This is a genomic window from Phytobacter massiliensis JC163 (assembly GCF_000321045.1).
In the GTDB taxonomy this organism is placed as follows: domain Bacteria; phylum Pseudomonadota; class Gammaproteobacteria; order Enterobacterales; family Enterobacteriaceae; genus Phytobacter_A; species Phytobacter_A massiliensis.
Genome location: NZ_HE578945.1, coordinates 1,496,091 through 1,516,519 on the forward strand (window position 1 = coordinate 1,496,091; position 20,429 = coordinate 1,516,519).

Genomic DNA, 20,429 nt, shown 5'->3' on the forward strand with positions numbered 1-20,429 from the left:
CGCGCATATCACCGCCTCCACCGTGCCGCACAGCCGGGGCCTCTGGCGCTCGCCACTGGCCTGGCAGGTGACGCTTTTTTTGGGTATCAACTCGTTAATCTATTACGTGGTCATCGGCTGGCTGCCGGCGATTTTATTGAGTTATGGCTACAGCGAAGCCGGGGCTGGCTCGGTGCACGGGCTGCTGCAGCTGGCGACCGCCGCGCCGGGCCTGCTGGTGCCGCTGGTGCTGCACCGCCTGCGCGATCAGCGGGGCATCGCCGTGCTGGTGTCGCTGATGTGCGCGGTTAGCGCCGTGGGGCTTTGGGTGCTGCCACAGCAGGCGGTGATATGGACGCTGATGTTTGGCTTTGGCTCTGGCGCGACCATGATCCTTGGGCTGACCTTTATTGGCCTGCGCGCCAACTCCGCGCATCAGGCTGCGGCGTTATCCGGTATGGCGCAGTCGGTGGGTTACCTGCTGGCCGCCTGCGGGCCGCCGCTAATGGGCAAAATTCATGACGCCAGCGGCAGCTGGCATATCCCACTGGCCGCCTGCGCCCTGTTATCGGTGGTGATGGCCGCTTTTGGCGCGCTGGCCGGGCGCGACCGGGAAGTCACGCCCCGCTAACGCCCGCGCCTCAGTCCCGTGCCGCCCGCAGCATCGCCTGCACCAGCGGCACCGGACGCCCCGCCAGCGCATTGCGCTCATGCTGGAACAGGGTGGCGACAAAGAAAGGATGGTTTGCCAGCTCAACCGCGCGAATCTCCCCCTCCTCATCCCAGCCGGTAACCCGCAGATCGCTCTTTTCCAGTTCGGCTGCAAAATCCGCTGCGATACCGTAGCTGCAACGGTATACCTCGGTTATTTTTTCCCGGCCGTAGGCGCGGGCAATGAGAGTATTGGCCCGTAGTTCTATCTCCGAGCTGTTATCAATTAGCGAACAGCTCAGCGGCACAATGACCATCTGCCCTTCGCTGTCCGTCTCCTGATGCGCCGCGTCGGCCACCCCCATCACATGCCGGGCATACTCAATAATCGCATGCTGAAAGCCGCCGCAGGTTCCCAGAAAAGGAATGGCGTTTTCGCGGGCATATTGCGCGGCAAGAAAAGCGCCCTGGGCGTTTTTATACGGGCTTGCCGGCACCAGCCAGATAGCATCGTAGCCGACCAGGTCTTCGGCGCTGCGGATCTCGCTGGTAGCCAGCCAGTCATAATCAGCGGTAACATCAAGCACCGCGGCGGCATCATCAATCGCCAGCGGAATAGCCTGATGGGCAGGCACATCGTGGTTATAATCGCCAACAAGGGCAATTCGCAGCGTCTCTTTTACGGGGGTGTGGGTCATGGAGGGTTCCTTATGCCTGACATTGTTCGGGTAACATAAGGAACCTGACATTAGCGACTTTTTGCCGTTATCACAATACCTTAATTATTGCAGGCCACATCAGAGGCCGTGACGCTGGCAATAAAAACGTCAGCCCGGAGTAAGCGGAGAAAAGATGCCCAGTAAGATTCTGATTAGCGCCTGCCTGATGGGGTTTCAGGTGCGCTACAACGGCCGCGAAAAGGCTGATTTGCGCCAGACGCTTGAACGCTGGCAGAAAGAGCAGCGGCTGGTTATCCACTGCCCGGAACTGGCGGCGGGATTGCCGGTGCCGCGTCGCCCGGCGGAAATCATTGCCGGAAGCGGTGATGAAGTGATGCGCAACGCCGCGCGTATCCAGGAAAATAACGGTGAGGATGTCACCGCGCACTATCAGCTGGCCGCCTGGCTGGCGCTGGAAACCGCGCGGAAGGAAGGGTGCTGCGCCGCGCTACTGACGGATGGCAGCCCTACCTGCGGCAGCCGTGCCATTTATGACGGCACCTTTAGCGGCACCCAGCGCGCCGGAATGGGCGTCGCTGCCGCCCTGCTTTCGGCCCATGGCATCCGGGTATTTTCCCATCAGCAGCTCCCGGAGCTGGTCGATTTTATCAATGCGAGGGAGGAAATATGATTCAGTGCAAGCGTCTCTACGACGCCGCTTCCACCGGGGATGGTTACCGGGTGCTGGTAGACAGGCTATGGCCACGCGGCGTGAAGAAGGACGCGCTTGAATATGATGAATGGTGCAAAACGCTGACCCCCTCACCGGCGCTGCGCAAAGATTTCCACAGCGGCGCGATCGATTTCGCTGCCTTCCGCGAAGCCTGGCTCGCAGAGCTGGCGGAGCTAACGGAGGAAGGCGAGCGCCTGCTCAGGCAGGCGAAAGAGCGGCCTCTCACCCTGCTGTACGGCGCGAAAGATACTCAACATAACCATGCGCAGGTGCTTGCCGAATGGCTAAGAGGCCTGGCCATCAGGCAATAGTCTGCGCGCGCTCGTGCTCTGGCAGGCAGTCGGGGTCGAGGGGCATCAGATGTTCTGCGCGCACAAAGGCGAAACCGTGCTGCCCGTCAAACGCCGTCACCTCCCCGGTGACCAGCCACAGCGGCCGTGACGCGGACAGCGGCATGCGCGTCATCACGCCATTAACCGGGTTAAGAAACATCTCTCCCGGCTGGCAGAGACCAAAAAGCTCGACGGATTTACCTATATTGCCGCGCCCGACTGGGGTTTGTGCGCCGATAACAATGGCAATGCTACCGGGTCGTAACTGAAACATACTTCTCTCACGCCAGATTGTTTTAAGAAAAATCTTAAGCGCAAGTTTACCCTGGGGCGCGGCAGCTTGTCACGAGCCGGATTTCGGATGATCGCGACGCCATAATTCCCATTCATCGATCGTCTGCCCGCCCGGTAATTTGCAGACGGTACGCACGCCCTGCGGGCTTTGCACCGGTACGCGCTCGCCGCCGATTTGCAGGCAGTACTCCGCCGCCGGATTGGCCTTACCCACCGCAGGCGGCGGGGGCGCGTCGTTATGCTGTGCGCAGGCCGTCAGCGCAATAAAAGAGAGCGGGATCAAAAATCGCATCTGTGTATCCTTTCATGATTTAAGAGAAATTGAGCTTAAAACAGCGGAGCGCAGATCTCCATGCTTTCTCCATTTTTACGCCACTTTTCAGCGATATATTAGCCCTGTTCTCACCCATGACCAGAGAACATCATTCCGTAATCAATGAGTTTTTGCCCCGGCCTCTTCAGGCGGGGCTTTTTTTTACCTACCCATTTTTGCCGTTAATATATTCGGATATATAAAATTTCTTTTATCCATGCTTTAATGCCCGCCAGTCTATATTTTCATCGTCCCAATCTTTTGCCTCGTATGCAGCGGAGTTGTTATCTGTAATGTCCGATTACATCCTGGCCCGCGTTTCTGAAACGCTCACACAAGACCACTCCCTTGAAACGCTGGTGCGCCAGCTGCTCGAAATGCTGGAGATGGTGACCGAAATGGAATCCACTTATCTGACCCGGATCGACACGGATGGCCGGTATCAGCACATCTTGTATTCACGCAACAGTAAGCAGCTTGATATTCCCGAGGGGTTTTCCCTGCCCTGGGGCGACAGCCTGTGTAAACGCGCGCTGGATGATAATCGTCTTTTTAGTGATGATGTCGCCCACGACTGGGCCGACTGCGAGGCGGCGCGCGCTATTGGCATCTCCTCTTATTTAAGCACGCCGGTACTGCTGACGGACGGCTCGCTTTTCGGCACCCTCTGTGCCGCCAGTACCGGGCAGCATACGCTGACCATGCGCGGCCAGCAGGTGCTGCGGCTGTTTGCCGGGCTGATTGCCCAGTCGATTGAAAAAGAAAAGCTGGTGGAGCAGCTTCGCGAAGCGAACGCGGCGTTGATTGCCCACTCTTATACCGACCCGCTTACCGGCCTGCCCAATCGTCGCGCCGTTTTCGAACATCTGACAGCCCTCTTCGACTCGGCCCGCAAGGTCGGTTACCAGGTTGTTATCGCCTTTATCGATCTCGATGATTTCAAAGCCATCAACGATCGTCTGGGCCATGAAGCGGGCGATCGGTTCCTGATTGAAGTCGGTCAGCGGCTGTCGGGCAGCTGCCAGAAAGATGAGATTGTCGGTCGCATTGGCGGCGATGAATTTTTACTGGCCTGCCGCGGCAGCGCTGCCGATAACCATAGCGACGCAGCCCTTACGCAACGTAAACACACGTTGCAGCACTGCCTCATCGGTGAATACCATCTGGGCCCGGTAAAAATATTCTATCCCGGCGCCAGCGTTGGCGTCGTTGAAATCAACCCCGCCGACACGGACGCCGACAGCGCTTTGCATGCGGCTGACCAGGCGATGTATCAGGAAAAGCACGCCAAACAGAAAAAACGTTTTGTACAGCTTAATTAACCGGTCCCGGCTGGTTACTGTTTGAGAATCAACTCAATCCGTTCTATTTCATTATTCAGAGCGTTGCTCAGGAGCGCGTCCGTGAAAAAATCAACCATCATTATGCTTGTTGTCGCGATAGTCGTTGTTGCCGGAACTCAGTTGGGCTGGTGGTAAAAGATGAACTAGACTTAGTGCATAAAACGTCTTAATAAAGCACAGCGCCCGGACTGATGATGTTGTCGGCTCAGCAGAACTTTTAGCCCCCTCACTTTGAGCAGGAGCTCGCCATGTTCACCGGACTTAATAAAAGCGAAAGTAAACGGCTGGCCGCGCTCGAATTATTGCGCAATGAAGATAAAGGGCGCGATGCGGCACTGAAAGAATATGCCTGTCTCGCCTGCGAGGTCATGGGCGTCGAAGGGTGCTTTATTACCGTTTTCGACGACGCCTGCCAGTATATAAAATATGTTAAAGACGTCCCAATTACTCACAATAAAATAGCCATTGATAAAACGATGTGTCAGTACACGCGGGCCAGCAGCCAGACCATTGTCTGCGTTGATACCCGCCAGGACACGCGTTTTTCCCACCAGCCGCTGGTGCAAAGCGGCGATATCCTTTTTTATGCATCCGCGCCTTTGCTCACCCGTGAAGGGCTGGTACTGGGCACGCTTTGCGTCAGCAGCGCGGAGGTTTACTCCCCGTCATCACGCCAGATCGACAACTTTAACCGGGTGGCCAGGCTGGCGGCGCTTTACCTTGAAGCATGCTATTCCATAGGCCGGGTTGACGCCCTGACCGGGCTGCCCAATCGTCAGTCACTGATGCGCGAAATGGAGTGCCTGGTGCAGACGCAGGCGTCTGGCAGCTACGGGGTGATCATTTTTGACCTTATCGATATGCCCAGGGCTTATGAGCTGACCCGTTATCTTGGCCTTGCCGCCGTCGAAAAAATGTTACGCAATTTCGCCCCGCTACTGCGCCTGCGGCTACGCCTTAAAGAGACGACTACGCTGTATGCTTTTGCCCCTGGCCGTTTTGCGGTACTGGTGGAGTATGGCGCAGCGCAGACGCTGCTCAGACGAGCGGAGGCACTGCCCGGAACCCAGGCGCACATTACCAGCGATATCGATATTCCCCTCACCGTTCATAGCGGCTATGTGAAATTTACGCCGCGGGAAGATGATGCCCACGAGTCGCTACGCCAGGCGATTAGCGCCGTGCATGAGGCCATACGCCAGCGCATCCCACTGCTGGCATTTAACCCCATCCTCGACCATAAAAGAAATAAAGACTTCAAACTGCTCTACGATTTGAGCGAGGCGATCAAGGCTCACGATCAGCTTTATCTGGTGTATCAGCCGAAAATTTCGCTACGATCCGGTAAAACAGAGGGTATGGAGGCGCTGCTGCGCTGGCGTCATCCGCAAGCGGGCAATATTTCCCCGGCGACCATTGTCGCGCTTGCCGAAAAAACCAGCCTGATGGCGGATATTACTCAGTGGGTGATTGGCCAGGTTATCGCACAATTAAAAATATGGCGGGCAAAAGGTATTCTGCTGCCGGTCTCCATTAACGTGACCGTCAGCGATTTTTCTCTGAGCGGGTTTGCCAGCCAGCTGGAACGTCAGGTGCGCGAGGCGGGACTGAATCCGGCCGATATCCGCATTGAGTGCCTTGAAACGGAAAAAGTGCTGGAGAGCGAAGCGGCGCTGGAAGAGCTCGATAAACTCAAAATGGCGGGCTTCCAGATCCTGCTGGATGATTTTGGCGCAGGCTACAGCAATATTAATTATTTGCGCCGAATTCCCATTGATGTCATTAAGTTAGATCGGTCGCTGGTTAGCCAGATTACCACCGATCCCGGCAGCCGTATTATTGCCCGAAATGTGATTATGATGCTTAAAGAGTTGCAGTACGTGGTGCTCGCCGAAGGCGTGGAAGACCATGATACCGCCCGTATGCTTACCGATTACGGCTGCGACGAAGCACAGGGATATTACTTTTCACGCCCCCTGCAGGCAGACGATCTTCCCGCATGGCTGGCGGAAAATAAACCGTATCGCATTCTGGCGCAAATAAGCCCCAATCAGCATCAGTATGGCTCCTGAATTTGTTGCCTTATTACCCGGTGAATTGATAAAGCGCGGTATCAGTATCCCGATCATTAATTTCCTCATTCTCCAGCGCAAAAAAAACACGCTGGCGCGTTCCGCTTTGCCCGGTTATAAAGGCCGCACGTAAGGGAAATACGATCAAACATTTAATCTTTCTTTTTGGGCAGTTTTGATGTCGAAACTGCCTTTCTTTATTTGCGTCCTGTCTCTTTCCGCCTGCTCTTCTCTTTTAATCAGCGCAGCCTGATAATCACTGATGAAAACACCTACTCCCGAGCTATCCATCACTTGCTGTTTCTATAATAGCGCCCGGCGTGGAAAATTTTATTTAAGCAAGCAAAACATTCGCTTGCTAATTTTATTTTTGCGAGCCGCAACGCAATTTTTTATTATTTAAGCAGTAGCCCGAATAAAAATGTAGAGTTATCCAAAGCGATGCCGATAATCTAATCAGGTGCGACGATACGCACTTCTGGTTGAGGATTAAATAATGATAACGCTCACCGTAACAAGCATCCTGGCGATAAACGCCGTCGCCTTCCTCGTCAGCCGTTCGTCCATGCAGGACATCAATAACGATTACTGATTTTAACGTTTGACCAGGCCTGACACAGCACACGCTTTTCTTCCGGGTGTGCCCCATTAACCCTAACCGTAGTGCTCTACCTTAAAAAACGGAAGCCTTCGGGCTTCCGTTTTCTTTAGTTGCCTTGTGTGTATTCGTGTGTAGAATAAAACTGAGTGGAGAAAAGATGAAATCAGCTGACCTGATAAAGGAATTGATGGCTGCTGGATGTGAGCTTAAGCGGCATAACGGAGGTAGCCATCAGATATGGTGGTCACCCGTTACCGGAAAAACTTTTCCGATCCCTCATCCGAAAAAGGATCTCCCTCATGGCACTGTCAGGTCTATTAAAAAAATGGCGGGAATTTAATCCCCCCTTCTCTGGAGATTTGTATGTTCTTCTCAGTGGGCGTCGAGACGCCGAAAGATGAAAACACCGCCTACGGTATGATCGTTCCTGCATTTTCAGCTTACGATTATGGCTGTTTTTCCGCAGCTGACAGTCAGGATCAAATCGGCCCAATGGTAAAGGAAGCCATTTTGCTGGTGGCAGAAGATCTCCTGCGTAGCGGTATCGCAGCCAATGAGATTAAGGATGCTGGATATCTGGTTTACTCTGCCAACCCAGAGTATAAAGACTTCGACAGCTGGGTGATGGTAGATGTTGATTTATCAAGCTTTGAAGGTAAGCCACAGCGCATAAATATTTCTTTGCCGGATACGCTGATTAAGCGCATCGATAGCGCCGTAAAGGGGAATAGCGTTTATCGCGACCGGAGCCATTTTATTGCGCAAGCGGCCCGCCATGCGCTAAATCAGTAAAATTGCAGTACGCCATAACAAATAGAAGGTAAAAAGCCGCAATAGCGGCTTTGGTTTTACTTTTTCTCATCGGTATAACGGCGTGCGTTATCAAAAAGGTTAGTACACATCTTCACACCTCTACAAAAGCCATCAAATTAGCATGGTTTTGTCCTGGGTGATAGTTGACCCGCTTATGGTCAGGCAGCCCGTACGCGCGGTTACCGTTGCTTCAACTTCCCCGGTAGGTGGAGTAGCCGTACTGGCTGAGCAGCAAGGGGACGTGATAAGTCGTCTGCGTATCGGTGATATGGAACTCCACCGGAATTTCCGGGAAGAAGCTCTGCTGTTTTTGCTGCGTGAACCAGCTGCCGGTCTTAAACGTGACCCGATAATCCCCCGCTTCGAAGGGCTTTTCAGGCCATAGCGCATTGATACGGCCGTCCTGGTTAGTGCTGGCCGTATTGAGGACCTTCCAGCTTTCACCCTGTTTCTGCTCAAGCGTAACCGCCATGCCCGCAGCGGGCATACCCGTTTGCTGGTTCAACACATGAACGCTTAGCGGGTTTTTACCGGCGGCGAAGGTGATGCCTGGCGCGGCGAGCAGCGCAGCGAGGGATAAGGCGGCGATGGTTTTTTTCATTGTTGCGTCTCCTGTAGTAATCACCCTGCTGTTATACCCGTGCGGCGTCCTGAATTACCTGTCAGAAAGATGACCATATTGTCATCTGGCGCACAAACGCTGGGGCGGGCAGAAAATTCGTGGCAAACTGCCCCGATGAAACTGTTACTGATTGAAGATAACGAAAAAGCCAGCGCCTGGGTCCGCAAGGGGCTTGAAGAGGCGGGCTATATTGTGGATTACGCGGCGGACGGGCGCGATGGCCTGCATCTGGCGTTATCGCACCCCTGGAGCCTGATAATTCTGGATATTATGCTGCCGGGCATGGACGGCTGGCAGGTGCTTAAAACCCTACGCACCGCCAGCAATACTCCCGTGATTTGCCTGACGGCCAGAGATTCAGTAGAAGACCGGGTTAAGGGGCTGGAGCTGGGAGCAAATGACTATCTGGTAAAACCCTTTTCCTTTGCTGAACTGCTGGCAAGGGTGAGAAACCAGCTTCGGCAACATTCGCCGCACGGGACAGTGCTGCGCGTGGCCGATCTGGTCATGGACTCGGCGCGCCTGCAGGCAACGCGAGACGGCGTGCCCGTAGCGCTGACGCGTAAGGAGTTCATGCTGCTGTGGCTGCTCGCCAGCCGGCGCGATGAAATTCTGCCCCGCACGCTTATCGCCAGCGAAATTTGGGGCATTAACTTCGACAGTGAAACGAACATTGTGGATGTCGCCATTCGCCGCCTGCGCCGTAAAGTCGACGATCCGTTTCCCCGCAAGCTCATTACCACGGTAAGAGGTATGGGATATTGCCTGTCGGAGAAGGAGTCTGGCGGTGTATAGCCCCTCTCTTACGCTGCGGCTGACGGCGATTTTCACCCTGATTATGGCGCTGGCCTGCGGCGGTATAAGCCTGCTTCTGTATAAGGCATTACGCAGCGAACTGATATGGCGTGACGATCAAACGCTTATCAACCGGGCCGCGCAGTTACGGCAGTTACTGGCAGATGGCGCTAACCCCGGCGCTCTGCCGCTCTATTTTAATCGTATGGTCGATACCCGGCAGGATATCCTGATTATCCGCCCGCAGGATGCGCAAAACGTCACCATTAACCATACCGGCGTTGCTATGCCCGGCATTGCCCCCACCCCGGCAGGCGTCGCTCCCAGTGAGAAACAGCTACGCCGCTGGATAAGCAACGATGGCACTGAAGCCTCAGCGCTCAGCCTGCAGGCGGATGCGCTCGCCGGGCCGGTAACCATCACCCTTGCCCGCGTCGCGCGGGAGCGTGCGGTGATGCTGGCGAGTTATCGTCAGCAAAGCATCCTGATTTCGCTGGCGGCTGTTTTACTGAGCGCCGCCCTCAGTCCGCTGTTGATTCGCAGAGGGCTACGGTCGATTGGCCGTTTAAGTAAAGTGGTGGCGGAAACCGGCAGTGACAGGTTAACGCACCCCGTGCCCCTTCCCGCATTGCCCCGTGAACTTCTTCCTCTGGGAGAGGCGCTCAATACCATGCGCCACAGCCTGGCGACAGATTTTATCCGCCTGACCCAGTTTGCCGACGATCTGGCCCATGAAATTCGCACTCCCGTCAACGTTCTGTTAGGGCAGAATCAGGTTGCGCTTGGCCATACCCGGACTGTTGAAGAATATCAGGCTCTGCTGGAGGGCAATATCGAAGAGCTGGAGGGATTGTCGCGGCTGACGGAAAATATTCTTTTTCTCGCCCGCGCCGCGCATCACAATATCAAACTCAATAAAGAGACGTTTTCGCTCCACGACACGCTGGAAGGGCTTATCGACTTTCTGGAACCCGTGGCGGAAGAGCGGGAGATGAGTATCGAGCTTTACGCCGACGGCCGCCTCAGCGCAGATAAAATGCTTTTCCAGCGGGCGATGACCAACCTGCTGACCAACGCCATCCGTTATGCGCCTGAAATGAGCAGGATTGCCGTCAGGACTTTTCATCGCGGAGAGTACGTCGTGGTTGAAGTGTCCAATATAGGGGAGCCCGTGCGCGAGCCTGATAAAGTATTCGAACGATTCTGGCGCGGCGATAATGTCCGCCACACCGCTGGCAGCGGACTGGGGCTGTCGCTGGTCAGCGCTATAGCGACCTTACACGGCGGAAACGCTTATTATCGCCATGAGCAGGGGCGTAATGTTTTTGGAATTCGGCTGGAGGTTTAGGTTGCCTCCTGCGTGTGGCGCTTCCCGAAGCGCTTCACCCTGGCAAAGACACCCTTTAATGTATGTGGCTTATTTTATACTGCCGCAAAGGAGACAAGATGCGCCAGAGAACAATCGTATGTCCAGTGATACAAAATGATGGCGAATATTTGCTGTGTAAAATGGCTTCCGATCGTGGTGTATTCCCCGGACAGTGGGCTCTTCCCGGCGGAGGAATGGAGCCTGGCGAAACGATTGAAACCGCGCTCAGACGGGAAATCATGGAAGAGTTAGGAGATAAGTTGTTAATTACTGACATTAAACCATGGACGTTTCGTGATGATGTAAGGAAGAAGACATATCCAGATGGTACTACCGAAGATATATACATGATTTATCTCATATTCGATTGTGTAAGTACCAACCGGGTTATTACATTCAACGAAGAGTTTCAGGACGTAATGTGGGTCTCACCCGAAAAGATTAAATACATGGATTTAAATGAAGCAACGAGCATTACTTTTGCTCAGAAAGGAATGCTTTAATGCGTTCAAGCTGCGGTTTTGTTAAGGAAAGTAAATATTCGCCGTATTTATATTTTGATTCTCTCCCGCGCTGAATTTCTCCTACCATAAAAAAACGGGAACCCACAGGCTCCCGTTTTTATTTAACCCAGCAGCTGGATTACATATTGTCGATGATCGCGTCGCCAAACTCTGAGCATTTCAGCAGCTTAGCGCCGTCCATCAGACGCTCGAAGTCATAGGTCACGGTCTTGTTATTGATCGCGCCTTCCATACCTTTAACAATCAGGTCGGCGGCTTCGAACCATTCCATGTGACGCAGCATCATTTCCGCGGAAAGGATGATGGAGCCCGGGTTAACTTTGTCCTGGCCGGCGTATTTCGGCGCGGTGCCGTGGGTGGCTTCGAACAGCGCGCACTCGTCGCCAATGTTCGCGCCTGGGGCGATACCGATACCGCCAACCTGCGCGGCCAGGGCGTCGGAGATGTAGTCGCCGTTGAGGTTCATACAGGCGATGACGTCATATTCTGCCGGACGCAGCAGGATCTGCTGCAGGAACGCATCGGCAATCACATCTTTAATGATGATCTCTTTGCCGGTGTTCGGGTTTTTGATCTTCTGCCACGGGCCGCCGTCGATCAGCTCACCGCCGAACTCTTCTTTCGCCAGCTGGTAACCCCAGTCTTTGAACGCGCCTTCGGTGAACTTCATGATGTTGCCTTTGTGCACCAGGGTCACAGAGTCGCGATCGTTGGTAATAGCGTACTCAATGGCCGCGCGCACCAGACGCTTGGTCCCTTCTTCGGAGCACGGTTTAATACCGATACCGCAATGTTCCGGGAAGCGAATTTTCTTCACGCCCATCTCATCACGCAGGAATTTAATCACTTTCTCAGCGTCAGCGGAGTCCGCTTTCCACTCGATACCCGCATAGATATCTTCGGAGTTTTCACGGAAGATAACCATGTCAGTCAGTTCAGGGTGTTTAACCGGGCTCGGCGTGCCCTGATAATAACGAACCGGGCGCAGGCAGATGTACAGATCCAGCTCCTGGCGCAGCGCAACGTTCAGGGAGCGAATACCGCCGCCAACCGGCGTCGTCAGCGGGCCCTTGATGGCAACACGGTAATCACGGATCAGATCCAGCGTTTCAGCGGGCAGCCAGACGTCCTGGCCATAAACCTGGGTAGATTTCTCACCGGTGTAAATTTCCATCCAGGAAATTTTACGCTCGCCTTTATAGGCCTTCTCCACGGCGGCATCAACCACTTTCAGCATTGCCGGAGTCACGTCGACGCCGATACCATCACCTTCAATAAACGGGATAATCGGGTTATTCGGAACGTTCAGCTTGCCGTTTTGTAGGGTGATTTTACTACCTTCCGCCGGAACAACTACTTTGCTTTCCATTCACCTCTCCTTCGAGCGCTTCTGGTTGTTACTGATTTTTTGTTAATGAATTGTAATTTGCCCGTCAATACTACCCCATAGTTGGGTTCCATGAAAGGTAATCATGATTACGTTATAATGCGGCAATTGATAACTGCTGAAAATACCATGAAGAAAACTCCTGATAGAAATCACCACCTTAAGCGATTCAGCTCACAACAGAAAACCAGGCCTGCGCGCCAGAACCTGCCAAAACGGGTGATTTTGTTCAATAAACCCTATGATGTGTTGCCCCAGTTTACTGACGAAGCGGGACGCAGCACGTTGAAAGATTATATAACCGTGCAGAATGTATACGCGGCAGGTCGGCTTGACCGCGACAGTGAAGGGCTGCTGGTGCTTACGAATGACGGCGCGTTGCAGGCACAGCTGACACAGCCGGGTAAGCGCACCGGGAAAATCTACTACGTGCAGGTGGAAGGCGAACCCGACGATGAGGCGATTGCCGCCTTACGTGACGGTGTCACGCTTAACGATGGCCCCACTCTGCCCGCTGGCGTTGAACGCGTCGCGCCGCCGTCGTGGCTCTGGCCGCGCAACCCGCCCATTCGCGAGCGTAAATCCATTCCCACCAGCTGGTTAAAAATCACCCTCTATGAGGGACGCAACCGCCAGGTGCGGCGGATGACCGCCCATGTCGGGTTTCCTACGCTGCGCCTTATCCGCTACGCCCTGGGCGGCTACACGCTCGACGGGCTGGCGAACGGCGAGTGGCGGGAAGTGAAATAACGCGGCGTGTCGCGTTTTACATGGTCACGGAAGAGGAAAACAATGTTGTTACGTATTGCATTCGGTTTGCTGCTCGGCGCGTCATCCTTCTGTTATGCGAATCAAAACTGCGAGGGTATTGCCGGTATGGCCGCAGGCGAAGCACGCTGGCTTGCTGAATCCGCACAGGTGAACGTCAACAGGCTGCACTTTTACTCCGCGCCCGGCTCAGAGTGCCAGCTTCCCGCCTTTCTGGTTAAAGGCGACACGGTAGAAGTGCTGCGCAGTTCGGTGCTGTACGGTAAGTCCGGCGGTGTCTCCCCCACTCACCCTTTTCGCTATATACGCTACCGCGATGCCAACGGCACGTTTGCGACCGGCTGGATCACCGAAGACGGTCTGACACCTTTGCCTGCCCCACTCCCGGTCAGCGACCCGTGCCAGGCATGGGCAAATAAGACGCTTCCCACACGGGAGCGGGATGCGCCCCCGGCCAACAACCATCTGCGCGTAACGGGGCAAGAACGGGCGTGGTTTTATACGATGCCAAATGAAACGTGCCGCAGCCGGTCGCTGTTTCTGATACCCGGCGATAAGGTCTCAGCCCAGGAGGCGTCTGCCGACGATTTCCTCGAAGTGACCTGGTACGGCCCGGACCGGCGCATGGTGCGCGGCTGGCTAAAAAAAGCGCAGCTGGAGCCGGTCGACAGCGGTGACCGCTATCGCGACGACATTAATCCCCTCTCCACGGACAAAGCGACGCGGGTTATCACCCTTGCGCTACGTACCGACTATCATTGTGTGTTTTACGAAAGCTGGAATGCGCCGAAAGCGGTGGAAATGATCGTCCGGGAAGACCATCAGTCCGCGCTCTGTCGTGGCGGCGCCGACAGCGAAACCTCACCCCCGGTAGCCTATGTTAGTATCAATAAACAGAGTGGCGCTATCAGCTGGCCGGATATGGCCGATGGCTTTGACGAGTAAAAAGGAGAGGTATGTTTAAACCGCACGTTACCGTCGCCTGTGTGGTGCACGCACAGGGTCAATTTTTAGTGGTGGAAGAGACCATCAACGGCAAAGCGTTATGGAACCAGCCCGCCGGTCATCTGGAAGCGGATGAGACGCTGGTCGAAGCGGCCAGCCGCGAGCTGTGGGAAGAGACGGGTATCAGCGCCACCCCCGATGCGTTTGTCCGCATGCATCAGTGGATAGCCCCCGATAAAACGCCGTTTTTGCGTTTTCTGTTCGCCGTCGATCTCGCGCAGGTTTGCGCCACCGAGCCTCATGACGATGACATCGACCGCTGCCTGTGGGTCAGCGCAGAGGAGATCCTTACCGCCTCTAACCTGCGGTCGCCGCTGGTGGCGGAAAGCATCCGCGCCTGGCAGACAGGCGAACGCTACCCCCTCTCGACGATTGGCGAGTTCAACTGGCCTTTTCGTTAACCCGTCGCTACGGATGCGCCCTGGCAGGCGCATTCTGTTATCCGCCCGCCGCTTAATAATATTTAACGACAGCTTAAACAACTGATCAGTCACGCTTCACTACTCTACAACACGCCACTCCCCCTCCCCCAGACAATCTTTTCAACTACAAAACTAAAAATAAGTAGTTTTTACGTCTGTTATCGCCCCCGACCGCGCCGCTAAAGATCAAAAAATAGACGCCGATAAAGTGGTTGCAGGAGGCACAAACAGAAGGGACGCGCGACGAAATTAATGCCTGATAGCTGAGGAGGCGTGATGGCCGGACAATTGACGAAAAAGAAGATGAGTACCCGCGCGCAAATGCTGTTAACCGGCGCGTTAACCATCACTCTCGGATTTGTGGTGACAATCGGCGTATTAAGCTGGCAGTCAAGTAATGAACAGAAATCCCTGGCAGAGAGCTATCTCCAGCAGATTGCCCAGAGCGAAGCGTTACGAGTTCAACAAGAGCTCAATTACGCCCGCGATGTTGCCCATAACCTTGGCCACAGCCTGATAGCGCTGCCGCAGGCCGGGGTGACCGACCGCCGGGTGGCGGATAAACTGCTGGAATCGGCCCTGCGCGATAACCCAAACTACCTCTCTATGTCGGTCATCTTTGAAGAAAACGCCTTTGATGGCCGCGACGCGGAGTTTGCCGGTAAACCCGATCAGGCGCCAAACGGGCGATACGCCTTTTTTGTCGACAGCGACGGGGCGGGCAACTTTAAACTCCACCCTCTGCTCTCCTACCTGACGCCGGGCCAGGGCGACTATTATCTGCTGCCGCAAAAGTCGCAGAAAGATACCCTGATCGAGCCGTACAGCTACGCCTATAACGGCGTCCCTACCCTCTTAACCTCGGTCGCCGCACCCATTGTGAGCCAGGGTAAACTGCAGGCGGTTGTCACATCCGATATCTCCCTGGCCTCGCTGCAGCAGAAAGTAAACCAGATTAAGCCGTGGGAAGGCGGCGGCTATGCGATTCTGCTCTCTTCGGCAGGCAAGGTGATCTCCTATCCGGATAAGAGCCTGACCAGTAAAGCCTATCCTGGCGAGACCGGCGGGTTTTCCTCTGCGGTTACCGAACAGCCGGACGCCATTCTTGGCGAAGATGCGCTGATTACCTGGCAGCCGGTCGCTATCGGCAACAGCAGCGAGAAGTGGCACCTGGGCATCGTCGCGCCGGTAAGCCAGGTGATGGCCGCCGCCAACCGGCAGCTTTTCAACGCCATTGTGCTGATGGTATTCAGCATTCTGCTGGTCAGCGCGCTGCTGGGCATTGTCTTTAGCCGCAAAGTGTTAAGGCCGATCGGCGGCGAACCGCTGGAGGCGGCCACCATCGCGCTGGCGGTGGCGGATGGCAAGTTAGATAACGTCATTAACGTCAAGAACGGCGACAGGCGCAGCCTGTTCTTCGCTCTGCATACCATGCAGGCGCAGCTGCGGTCCATCGTCGGGCAGATTAAAGAGGCCAGCGACTCGGTGCGCCAGGGGGCGGGCGAAATTGTCAGCGGTAACATTAACCTCTCCTCGCGGACTGAACAGCAGGCCGCCGCGCTGGAGCAGACCGCCGCCAGTATGGAGCAGTTCAGCGCCACCATTAAGCATAACGCCGACAATGCGCACCAGGCCACGGCGCTGACCGCCAACGCCACCCAGATAGCCAGCCGCGGCGAAGCGCTGGTAGGCCAGGTGGTGCAAACCATGTCGCAAATCGATGACAGCGCGAAGAAAATTGGCGACATCACCACCATGATCAACAGCATCGCCTTCCAGACCAATATTCTGGCGCTCAACGCGGCGGTAGAAGCCGCCCGCGCTGGCGAACAGGGTCGGGGTTTCGCGGTGGTGGCCTCGGAAGTGCGCAACCTCGCCCAGCGCAGCGCCAATGCGGTAAAAGAGATTGCCGCGCTGATTGAAGAGTCCAGCCAGCGGGTGGAAAACGGCGTGCAGCTGGTGAATGAAGCCGGGAAGACCATGCTGGAGATGACCCAGGCGGTTAACTCGGTGCAGACCATCATCAATGAGATCGTCAGCGCTTCCGATGAGCAGGCCAAAGGCATCGGCCAGGTGACGATTGCGGTGAATGAGATGGATGGCGTCACGCAGCAAAACGCCGCGCTGGTTCAGCAGATGGCCGCCGCCGCCAGTTCGCTGGAAGAGCAGGCGCAGCAGCTGGCCCAGAGCGTAGAGCAGTTTAACCTTACCCAACAGCCAGCCTGACTGCCTCCCCGGCGTCGTTAAGCGTTGACGACGCCGGGGGGTGCCTGAGCGACAAGTGCGTGATAGAATACGCCGCCTTGAAGTTCAATGTAGTGAGTATTCTATGTCTGATAGCCCCAAAAAAGTGATCGTCGGCATGTCCGGCGGTGTCGATTCTTCCGTTTCCGCCTGGCTGTTGCTGCAACAGGGTTATAAGGTTGAAGGCCTGTTCATGAAGAACTGGGAGGAAGACGACGGCGAGGAATACTGCACCGCGGCTGCCGATCTTGCCGATGCGCAGGCGGTTTGCGACAAGCTTGGCATTGAGCTGCACACCGTTAACTTTGCCGCAGAGTACTGGGACAACGTATTTGAGCATTTCCTTGCCGAATACAAAGCCGGGCGCACCCCTAACCCGGATATTCTGTGCAACAAAGAGATCAAATTTAAAGCCTTTCTGGAATTTGCCGCCGAAGATCTGGGGGCGGACTATATCGCCACCGGCCACTATGTGCGTCGCGCCGACGTCGACGGCAAAAGCCGCCTGCTGCGCGGTATCGACGGTAATAAAGACCAGAGCTACTTCCTCTATACGCTGAGCCATGAACAGATCGCGCAAAGTCTCTTCCCGGTTGGCGAGCTGGAAAAACCCGAAGTGCGCCGCATCGCCGAAGAGCTGGGTCTGGTGACCGCGAAGAAAAAAGACTCCACCGGTATCTGTTTTATCGGCGAGCGTAAATTCCGCGAATTCCTTGGCCGTTACCTGCCCGCCCAACCGGGTAAAATCGTCACCGTCGACGGCGAAGAGATTGGCGAGCACCAGGGGCTGATGTACCACACCCTCGGCCAGCGTAAAGGGCTGGGCATCGGCGGTACAAAAGATGGCACTGAAGATCCCTGGTACGTGGTCGATAAAGACGTTGAAAATAACATCCTGGTGGTGGCACAGGGCCACGACCATCCCCGTTTGATGTCCGTTGGTTTGATTGCCCAGCAGCTTGACTGGGTCGATCGTCAACCGCTGGTCGGCACCCTGCGCTGTACGGTGAAAACCCGTTATCGCCAGAGCGATATTCCGTGCACCGTTACCGCCATCGACAACGATCGCATCGACGTGCGCTTTGATGAGCCGGTAGCGGCCGTCACCCCTGGCCAGTCCGCCGTTTTCTATAGCGGCGAAGTCTGCCTTGGCGGCGGTATTATCGAACAGCGCCTGGCGCTGGAAGCGTAATCAACGAGACAGAGAGCGAAGCAAGGAGCGAGTGTGGCAAAGAATTACTATGACATTACGCTGGCGCTGGCAGGCATCTGCCAGTCGGCCCGTCTGGTGCAACAGCTGGCGCATCAGGGGCATTGTGATGCCGACGCGCTCCATGTCTCTTTAAACAGCGTTATCGATTTAAACCCCGACTCAACGTTAGGCGTGTTTGGCGGCAGCGAGGCCAATCTGCGCACCGGCCTTGAAACGCTGCTTGGCGTTCTTAACGCCAGTAGCCGCCAGGGGTTGAACGCCGAACTGACCCGCTACACCCTGAGCCTGATGGTGCTGGAGCGTAAGCTCGCCAGCCAGAAAGGGGCGATGGAGACCCTCGGCAACCGGATTGCCGGCCTGCAACGCCAGCTTGAGCATTTCGATTTACAGTCGGAAACGCTGCTCAGCGCCATGGCGGCCATCTATGTCGATGTTATCAGCCCGCTTGGTCCGCGCATTCAGGTAACCGGCTCCCCTGCCGTGCTCCAGAGCGCTCAGGTGCAGGCAAAAGTACGCGCCACCCTGCTTGCGGGTATCCGCGCCGCCGTGCTTTGGCACCAGGTTGGCGGTGGCCGTCTGCAACTTATGTTTTCCCGTAATCGCCTGACTACTCAGGCCAAACAAATTCTCGCTCATTGTTAACCTCCCGGAGTCCTGAACTATGGAATTATCCTCACTGACCGCCGTTTCCCCTGTCGATGGACGCTACGGCGATAAAGTCAGCGCGCTGCGCGGAATTTTCAGCGAATACGGTCTGCTGAAATTCCGTGTCCAGGTTGAAGTTCGCTGGTTACAAAAACTGGCGTCCCACGCAGCGATCGCGGAAGTTCCTGCTTTTGCCGACGACGCAAACGGTTTCCTCAATAAGCTGGTCGCTGATTTCAACGAAGCGGACGCGGCGCGAATCAAAACCATTGAGCGCACCACCAATCACGATGTGAAAGCGGTCGAGTATTTTCTGAAAGAGAAAGTGGCGGATATCCCGGCGCTGCACGCGGTCTCTGAGTTCATCCACTTCGCCTGCACCTCGGAAGATATCAACAACCTCTCTCACGCGCTGATGCTGAAAACCGCCCGCGACGAAGTGATCCTGCCTTACTGGCAGCAGATTATTGCGGCGGTGAAGGATCTGGCCGTCCAGTACCGCGATATCCCGCTGCTCTCCCGCACCCACGGCCAGCCGGCAACGCCGTCGACCATGGGTAAAGAGATGGCTAACGTGGCTTACCGTCTGGAACGCCAGTATCGCCAGCTTAACCAGGTGGAAATCCTCGGTAAAATCAACGGCGCGGTCGGCAACTATAACGCCCACATTGCCGCTTACCCCCAGGTGGACTGGCATCAGTTCAGCGAAGAGTTCGTGACGTCGCTGGGCATCCAGTGGAACCCGTACACCACGCAGATTGAACCGCACGATTACATTGCCGAGCTGTTCGACTGCATCGCCCGCTTCAACACTATCCTTATCGATTTCGATCGTGACGTGTGGGGCTACATCGCGCTCAACCACTTCAAACAGAAGACCATCGCCGGGGAAATCGGCTCGTCGACCATGCCGCATAAAGTGAACCCGATTGACTTCGAAAACTCCGAAGGCAACCTCGGCCTCTCCAACGCGGTGCTGCAGCACCTGGCAAGTAAACTGCCGGTTTCCCGCTGGCAGCGCGATCTGACCGACTCCACCGTGCTGCGTAACCTCGGCGTCGGCGTCGGCTACGCGCTGATCGCCTACCAGTCGACCCTTAAAGGCGTGAGTAAGCTGGAAGTGAACCGCGATCGTCTGCTGGACGAGCTGGATCACAACTGGGAAGTGCTGGCCGAGCCGATCCAGACCGTGATGCGCCGTTACGGTATCGAAAAACCGTACGAGAAGCTGAAAGAGCTGACCCGCGGCAAGCGCGTCGATGCCGAAGGGATGCAGCAGTTCATTGACAGCCTGCCGCTGCCGGAAGAAGAGAAAGTGCGTCTGAAAGCCATGACGCCTGCGAACTACATCGGCCGTGCCATCAAAATGGTCGATGAGCTGAAATAAGCTGCGTTTTCGCCCTCTTTTCGCCAAAAAGAGGGCTTCCTTCCCCATGTTTAACCAATGTTTATCCCGCCCGCCAGAAAATCAGCGTTACACTATTCGTAATGCAAAAGTCAGGAGAGTAAAGACGATGCGCGTACTCGTTGTGGAGGACAATGCTCTGCTGCGTCATCATCTGAAAGTGCAGCTTTCAGAGATGGGGCATCAGGTTGACGCGGGCGGAAGATGCAAAGGAAGCCGACTATTTTCTTAATGAACATC

At 55.4% G+C, this 20,429-nt stretch carries 25 protein-coding genes and 1 pseudogene; 20 read left to right on the top strand and 6 right to left on the bottom strand.

The window, feature by feature from the left end; genetic code table 11:
• The coding region (locus tag ENTHG_RS07390; protein WP_145973662.1) for an MFS transporter at positions 1-610 on the top strand (610 nt) is incomplete at its 5' end.
• Positions 611-620: 10 nt separating this feature from the next.
• Here ENTHG_RS07390 and ENTHG_RS07395 read toward each other — a convergent pair.
• Positions 621-1,328: a CTP synthase C-terminal region-related (seleno)protein gene (locus ENTHG_RS07395; protein ID WP_044177437.1), complete on the bottom strand. Its 708-nt coding sequence runs from the start codon at positions 1,326-1,328 to the stop codon at positions 621-623.
• A 154-nt stretch (positions 1,329-1,482) separates the two neighbouring features.
• Between ENTHG_RS07395 and ENTHG_RS07400 the strand changes: the two genes are divergently transcribed.
• Positions 1,483-1,980: a 2-thiouracil desulfurase family protein gene (locus tag ENTHG_RS07400; RefSeq protein ID WP_044177440.1), complete on the top strand. Its 498-nt coding sequence runs from the start codon at positions 1,483-1,485 to the stop codon at positions 1,978-1,980.
• Entirely contained in the window at positions 1,977-2,333 is a 357-nt protein-coding gene (locus ENTHG_RS07405; protein ID WP_044177443.1) for a DUF488 domain-containing protein, read from the top strand. Before ENTHG_RS07400 ends, ENTHG_RS07405 begins: the two co-directional genes overlap by 4 nt.
• Here ENTHG_RS07405 and ENTHG_RS07410 read toward each other — a convergent pair.
• Both ENTHG_RS07410 and ENTHG_RS07415 read right to left on the bottom strand, forming a co-directional pair.
• Positions 2,323-2,628, bottom strand: a complete 306-nt coding sequence (locus ENTHG_RS07410) for a hypothetical protein (RefSeq protein WP_044177446.1) — start codon at positions 2,626-2,628, stop codon at positions 2,323-2,325. The two genes, ENTHG_RS07405 and ENTHG_RS07410, sit on opposite strands and share 11 nt — an antisense overlap.
• 69 nt (positions 2,629-2,697) lie before the next feature.
• Complete coding sequence (locus ENTHG_RS07415; RefSeq protein WP_044177448.1) at positions 2,698-2,940, bottom strand: putative hemolysin; 243 nt, start codon at positions 2,938-2,940, stop codon at positions 2,698-2,700.
• Positions 2,941-3,254: 314 nt separating this feature from the next.
• Between ENTHG_RS07415 and ENTHG_RS07420 the strand changes: the two genes are divergently transcribed.
• From ENTHG_RS07420 to ENTHG_RS25585, 4 genes are all read left to right on the top strand, one after another.
• Positions 3,255-4,283: a GGDEF domain-containing protein gene (locus ENTHG_RS07420; protein WP_044177452.1), complete on the top strand. Its 1,029-nt coding sequence runs from the start codon at positions 3,255-3,257 to the stop codon at positions 4,281-4,283.
• 81 nt (positions 4,284-4,364) lie between these two features.
• Positions 4,365-4,439 carry a protein YoaJ gene (gene yoaJ / locus ENTHG_RS26410; RefSeq protein WP_106403240.1) on the top strand — a complete coding sequence of 25 codons (75 nt, stop codon included), beginning with the start codon at positions 4,365-4,367 and terminating at the stop codon, positions 4,437-4,439.
• 113 nt (positions 4,440-4,552) lie between these two features.
• On the top strand, positions 4,553-6,376 hold the full coding sequence (locus tag ENTHG_RS07425) for a sensor domain-containing phosphodiesterase (protein WP_044177455.1): 1,824 nt from the start codon (positions 4,553-4,555) through the stop codon (positions 6,374-6,376).
• The gene (locus ENTHG_RS25585; RefSeq protein WP_154657536.1) at positions 6,366-6,509 is read left to right on the top strand and encodes a hypothetical protein; all 144 of its coding nucleotides are present in this window, start codon (positions 6,366-6,368) and stop codon (positions 6,507-6,509) included. Before ENTHG_RS07425 ends, ENTHG_RS25585 begins: the two co-directional genes overlap by 11 nt.
• Before the next feature lie 11 nt (positions 6,510-6,520).
• Here the strand turns inward: ENTHG_RS25585 and ENTHG_RS25590 are convergent, their stop codons facing one another.
• Complete coding sequence (locus tag ENTHG_RS25590; RefSeq protein WP_154657537.1) at positions 6,521-6,670, bottom strand: hypothetical protein; 150 nt, start codon at positions 6,668-6,670, stop codon at positions 6,521-6,523.
• Positions 6,671-7,134: 464 nt separating this feature from the next.
• Here ENTHG_RS25590 and ENTHG_RS24110 point away from each other — a divergent pair, with 464 nt between their 5' ends.
• Both ENTHG_RS24110 and ENTHG_RS07430 read left to right on the top strand, forming a co-directional pair.
• Positions 7,135-7,317 (top strand): type II toxin-antitoxin system HicA family toxin, encoded by a 183-nt coding sequence (locus ENTHG_RS24110; RefSeq protein ID WP_071825820.1) that lies wholly within the window; start codon positions 7,135-7,137, stop codon positions 7,315-7,317.
• A gap of 23 nt (positions 7,318-7,340) precedes the next feature.
• Positions 7,341-7,769, top strand: a complete 429-nt coding sequence (locus ENTHG_RS07430; RefSeq protein WP_044177459.1) for a type II toxin-antitoxin system HicB family antitoxin — start codon at positions 7,341-7,343, stop codon at positions 7,767-7,769.
• Positions 7,770-7,980: 211 nt separating this feature from the next.
• On the opposite strand, the gene uraH is transcribed toward ENTHG_RS07430, so the two are convergent.
• Positions 7,981-8,391, bottom strand: a complete 411-nt coding sequence (gene uraH / locus ENTHG_RS07435) for a hydroxyisourate hydrolase (RefSeq protein WP_044177462.1) — start codon at positions 8,389-8,391, stop codon at positions 7,981-7,983.
• 135 nt (positions 8,392-8,526) lie between these two features.
• Here uraH and hprR point away from each other — a divergent pair, with 135 nt between their 5' ends.
• The 3 genes from hprR (at position 8,527) to nudI (ending at position 11,079) form a co-directional block, all read left to right on the top strand.
• Positions 8,527-9,207 (top strand): response regulator transcription factor HprR, encoded by a 681-nt coding sequence (hprR, locus tag ENTHG_RS07440; protein ID WP_044177465.1) that lies wholly within the window; start codon positions 8,527-8,529, stop codon positions 9,205-9,207.
• Positions 9,200-10,555 carry a heavy metal sensor histidine kinase gene (locus ENTHG_RS07445; protein ID WP_044177468.1) on the top strand — a complete coding sequence of 452 codons (1,356 nt, stop codon included), beginning with the start codon at positions 9,200-9,202 and terminating at the stop codon, positions 10,553-10,555. The genes hprR and ENTHG_RS07445 overlap by 8 nt, the downstream gene beginning before the upstream one ends.
• 98 nt (positions 10,556-10,653) lie before the next feature.
• Positions 10,654-11,079 carry a nucleoside triphosphatase NudI gene (gene nudI / locus ENTHG_RS07450; protein WP_044177471.1) on the top strand — a complete coding sequence of 142 codons (426 nt, stop codon included), beginning with the start codon at positions 10,654-10,656 and terminating at the stop codon, positions 11,077-11,079.
• Positions 11,080-11,218: 139 nt separating this feature from the next.
• Here nudI and icd read toward each other — a convergent pair whose 3' ends face one another.
• On the bottom strand, positions 11,219-12,469 hold the full coding sequence (gene icd / locus ENTHG_RS07455) for an NADP-dependent isocitrate dehydrogenase (RefSeq protein WP_044177474.1): 1,251 nt from the start codon (positions 12,467-12,469) through the stop codon (positions 11,219-11,221).
• A gap of 117 nt (positions 12,470-12,586) precedes the next feature.
• On the opposite strand from icd, the gene rluE reads away from it, so the two are divergent.
• From rluE to ENTHG_RS24115, 8 genes and pseudogenes are all read left to right on the top strand, one after another.
• Entirely contained in the window at positions 12,587-13,237 is a 651-nt protein-coding gene (rluE, locus tag ENTHG_RS07460; protein WP_044177477.1) for a 23S rRNA pseudouridine(2457) synthase RluE, read from the top strand.
• A gap of 42 nt (positions 13,238-13,279) precedes the next feature.
• Positions 13,280-14,200 carry a hypothetical protein gene (locus ENTHG_RS07465; RefSeq protein ID WP_044177480.1) on the top strand — a complete coding sequence of 307 codons (921 nt, stop codon included), beginning with the start codon at positions 13,280-13,282 and terminating at the stop codon, positions 14,198-14,200.
• A gap of 11 nt (positions 14,201-14,211) precedes the next feature.
• Entirely contained in the window at positions 14,212-14,661 is a 450-nt protein-coding gene (locus ENTHG_RS07470) for an NUDIX hydrolase (RefSeq protein ID WP_044177483.1), read from the top strand.
• 297 nt (positions 14,662-14,958) lie between these two features.
• Entirely contained in the window at positions 14,959-16,908 is a 1,950-nt protein-coding gene (locus ENTHG_RS07475) for a methyl-accepting chemotaxis protein (RefSeq protein WP_044177485.1), read from the top strand.
• A gap of 103 nt (positions 16,909-17,011) precedes the next feature.
• On the top strand, positions 17,012-18,118 hold the full coding sequence (gene mnmA / locus ENTHG_RS07480) for a tRNA 2-thiouridine(34) synthase MnmA (protein ID WP_044177488.1): 1,107 nt from the start codon (positions 17,012-17,014) through the stop codon (positions 18,116-18,118).
• Between the two features lie 33 nt (positions 18,119-18,151).
• Positions 18,152-18,781 carry a high frequency lysogenization protein HflD gene (hflD, locus tag ENTHG_RS07485; protein WP_044177491.1) on the top strand — a complete coding sequence of 210 codons (630 nt, stop codon included), beginning with the start codon at positions 18,152-18,154 and terminating at the stop codon, positions 18,779-18,781.
• A 19-nt stretch (positions 18,782-18,800) separates the two neighbouring features.
• Positions 18,801-20,171 (top strand): adenylosuccinate lyase, encoded by a 1,371-nt coding sequence (gene purB, locus ENTHG_RS07490; protein WP_044177494.1) that lies wholly within the window; start codon positions 18,801-18,803, stop codon positions 20,169-20,171.
• A 127-nt stretch (positions 20,172-20,298) separates the two neighbouring features.
• Positions 20,299-20,429 (top strand): annotated as a pseudogene (locus ENTHG_RS24115) (two-component system response regulator PhoP); the annotation flags it as partial.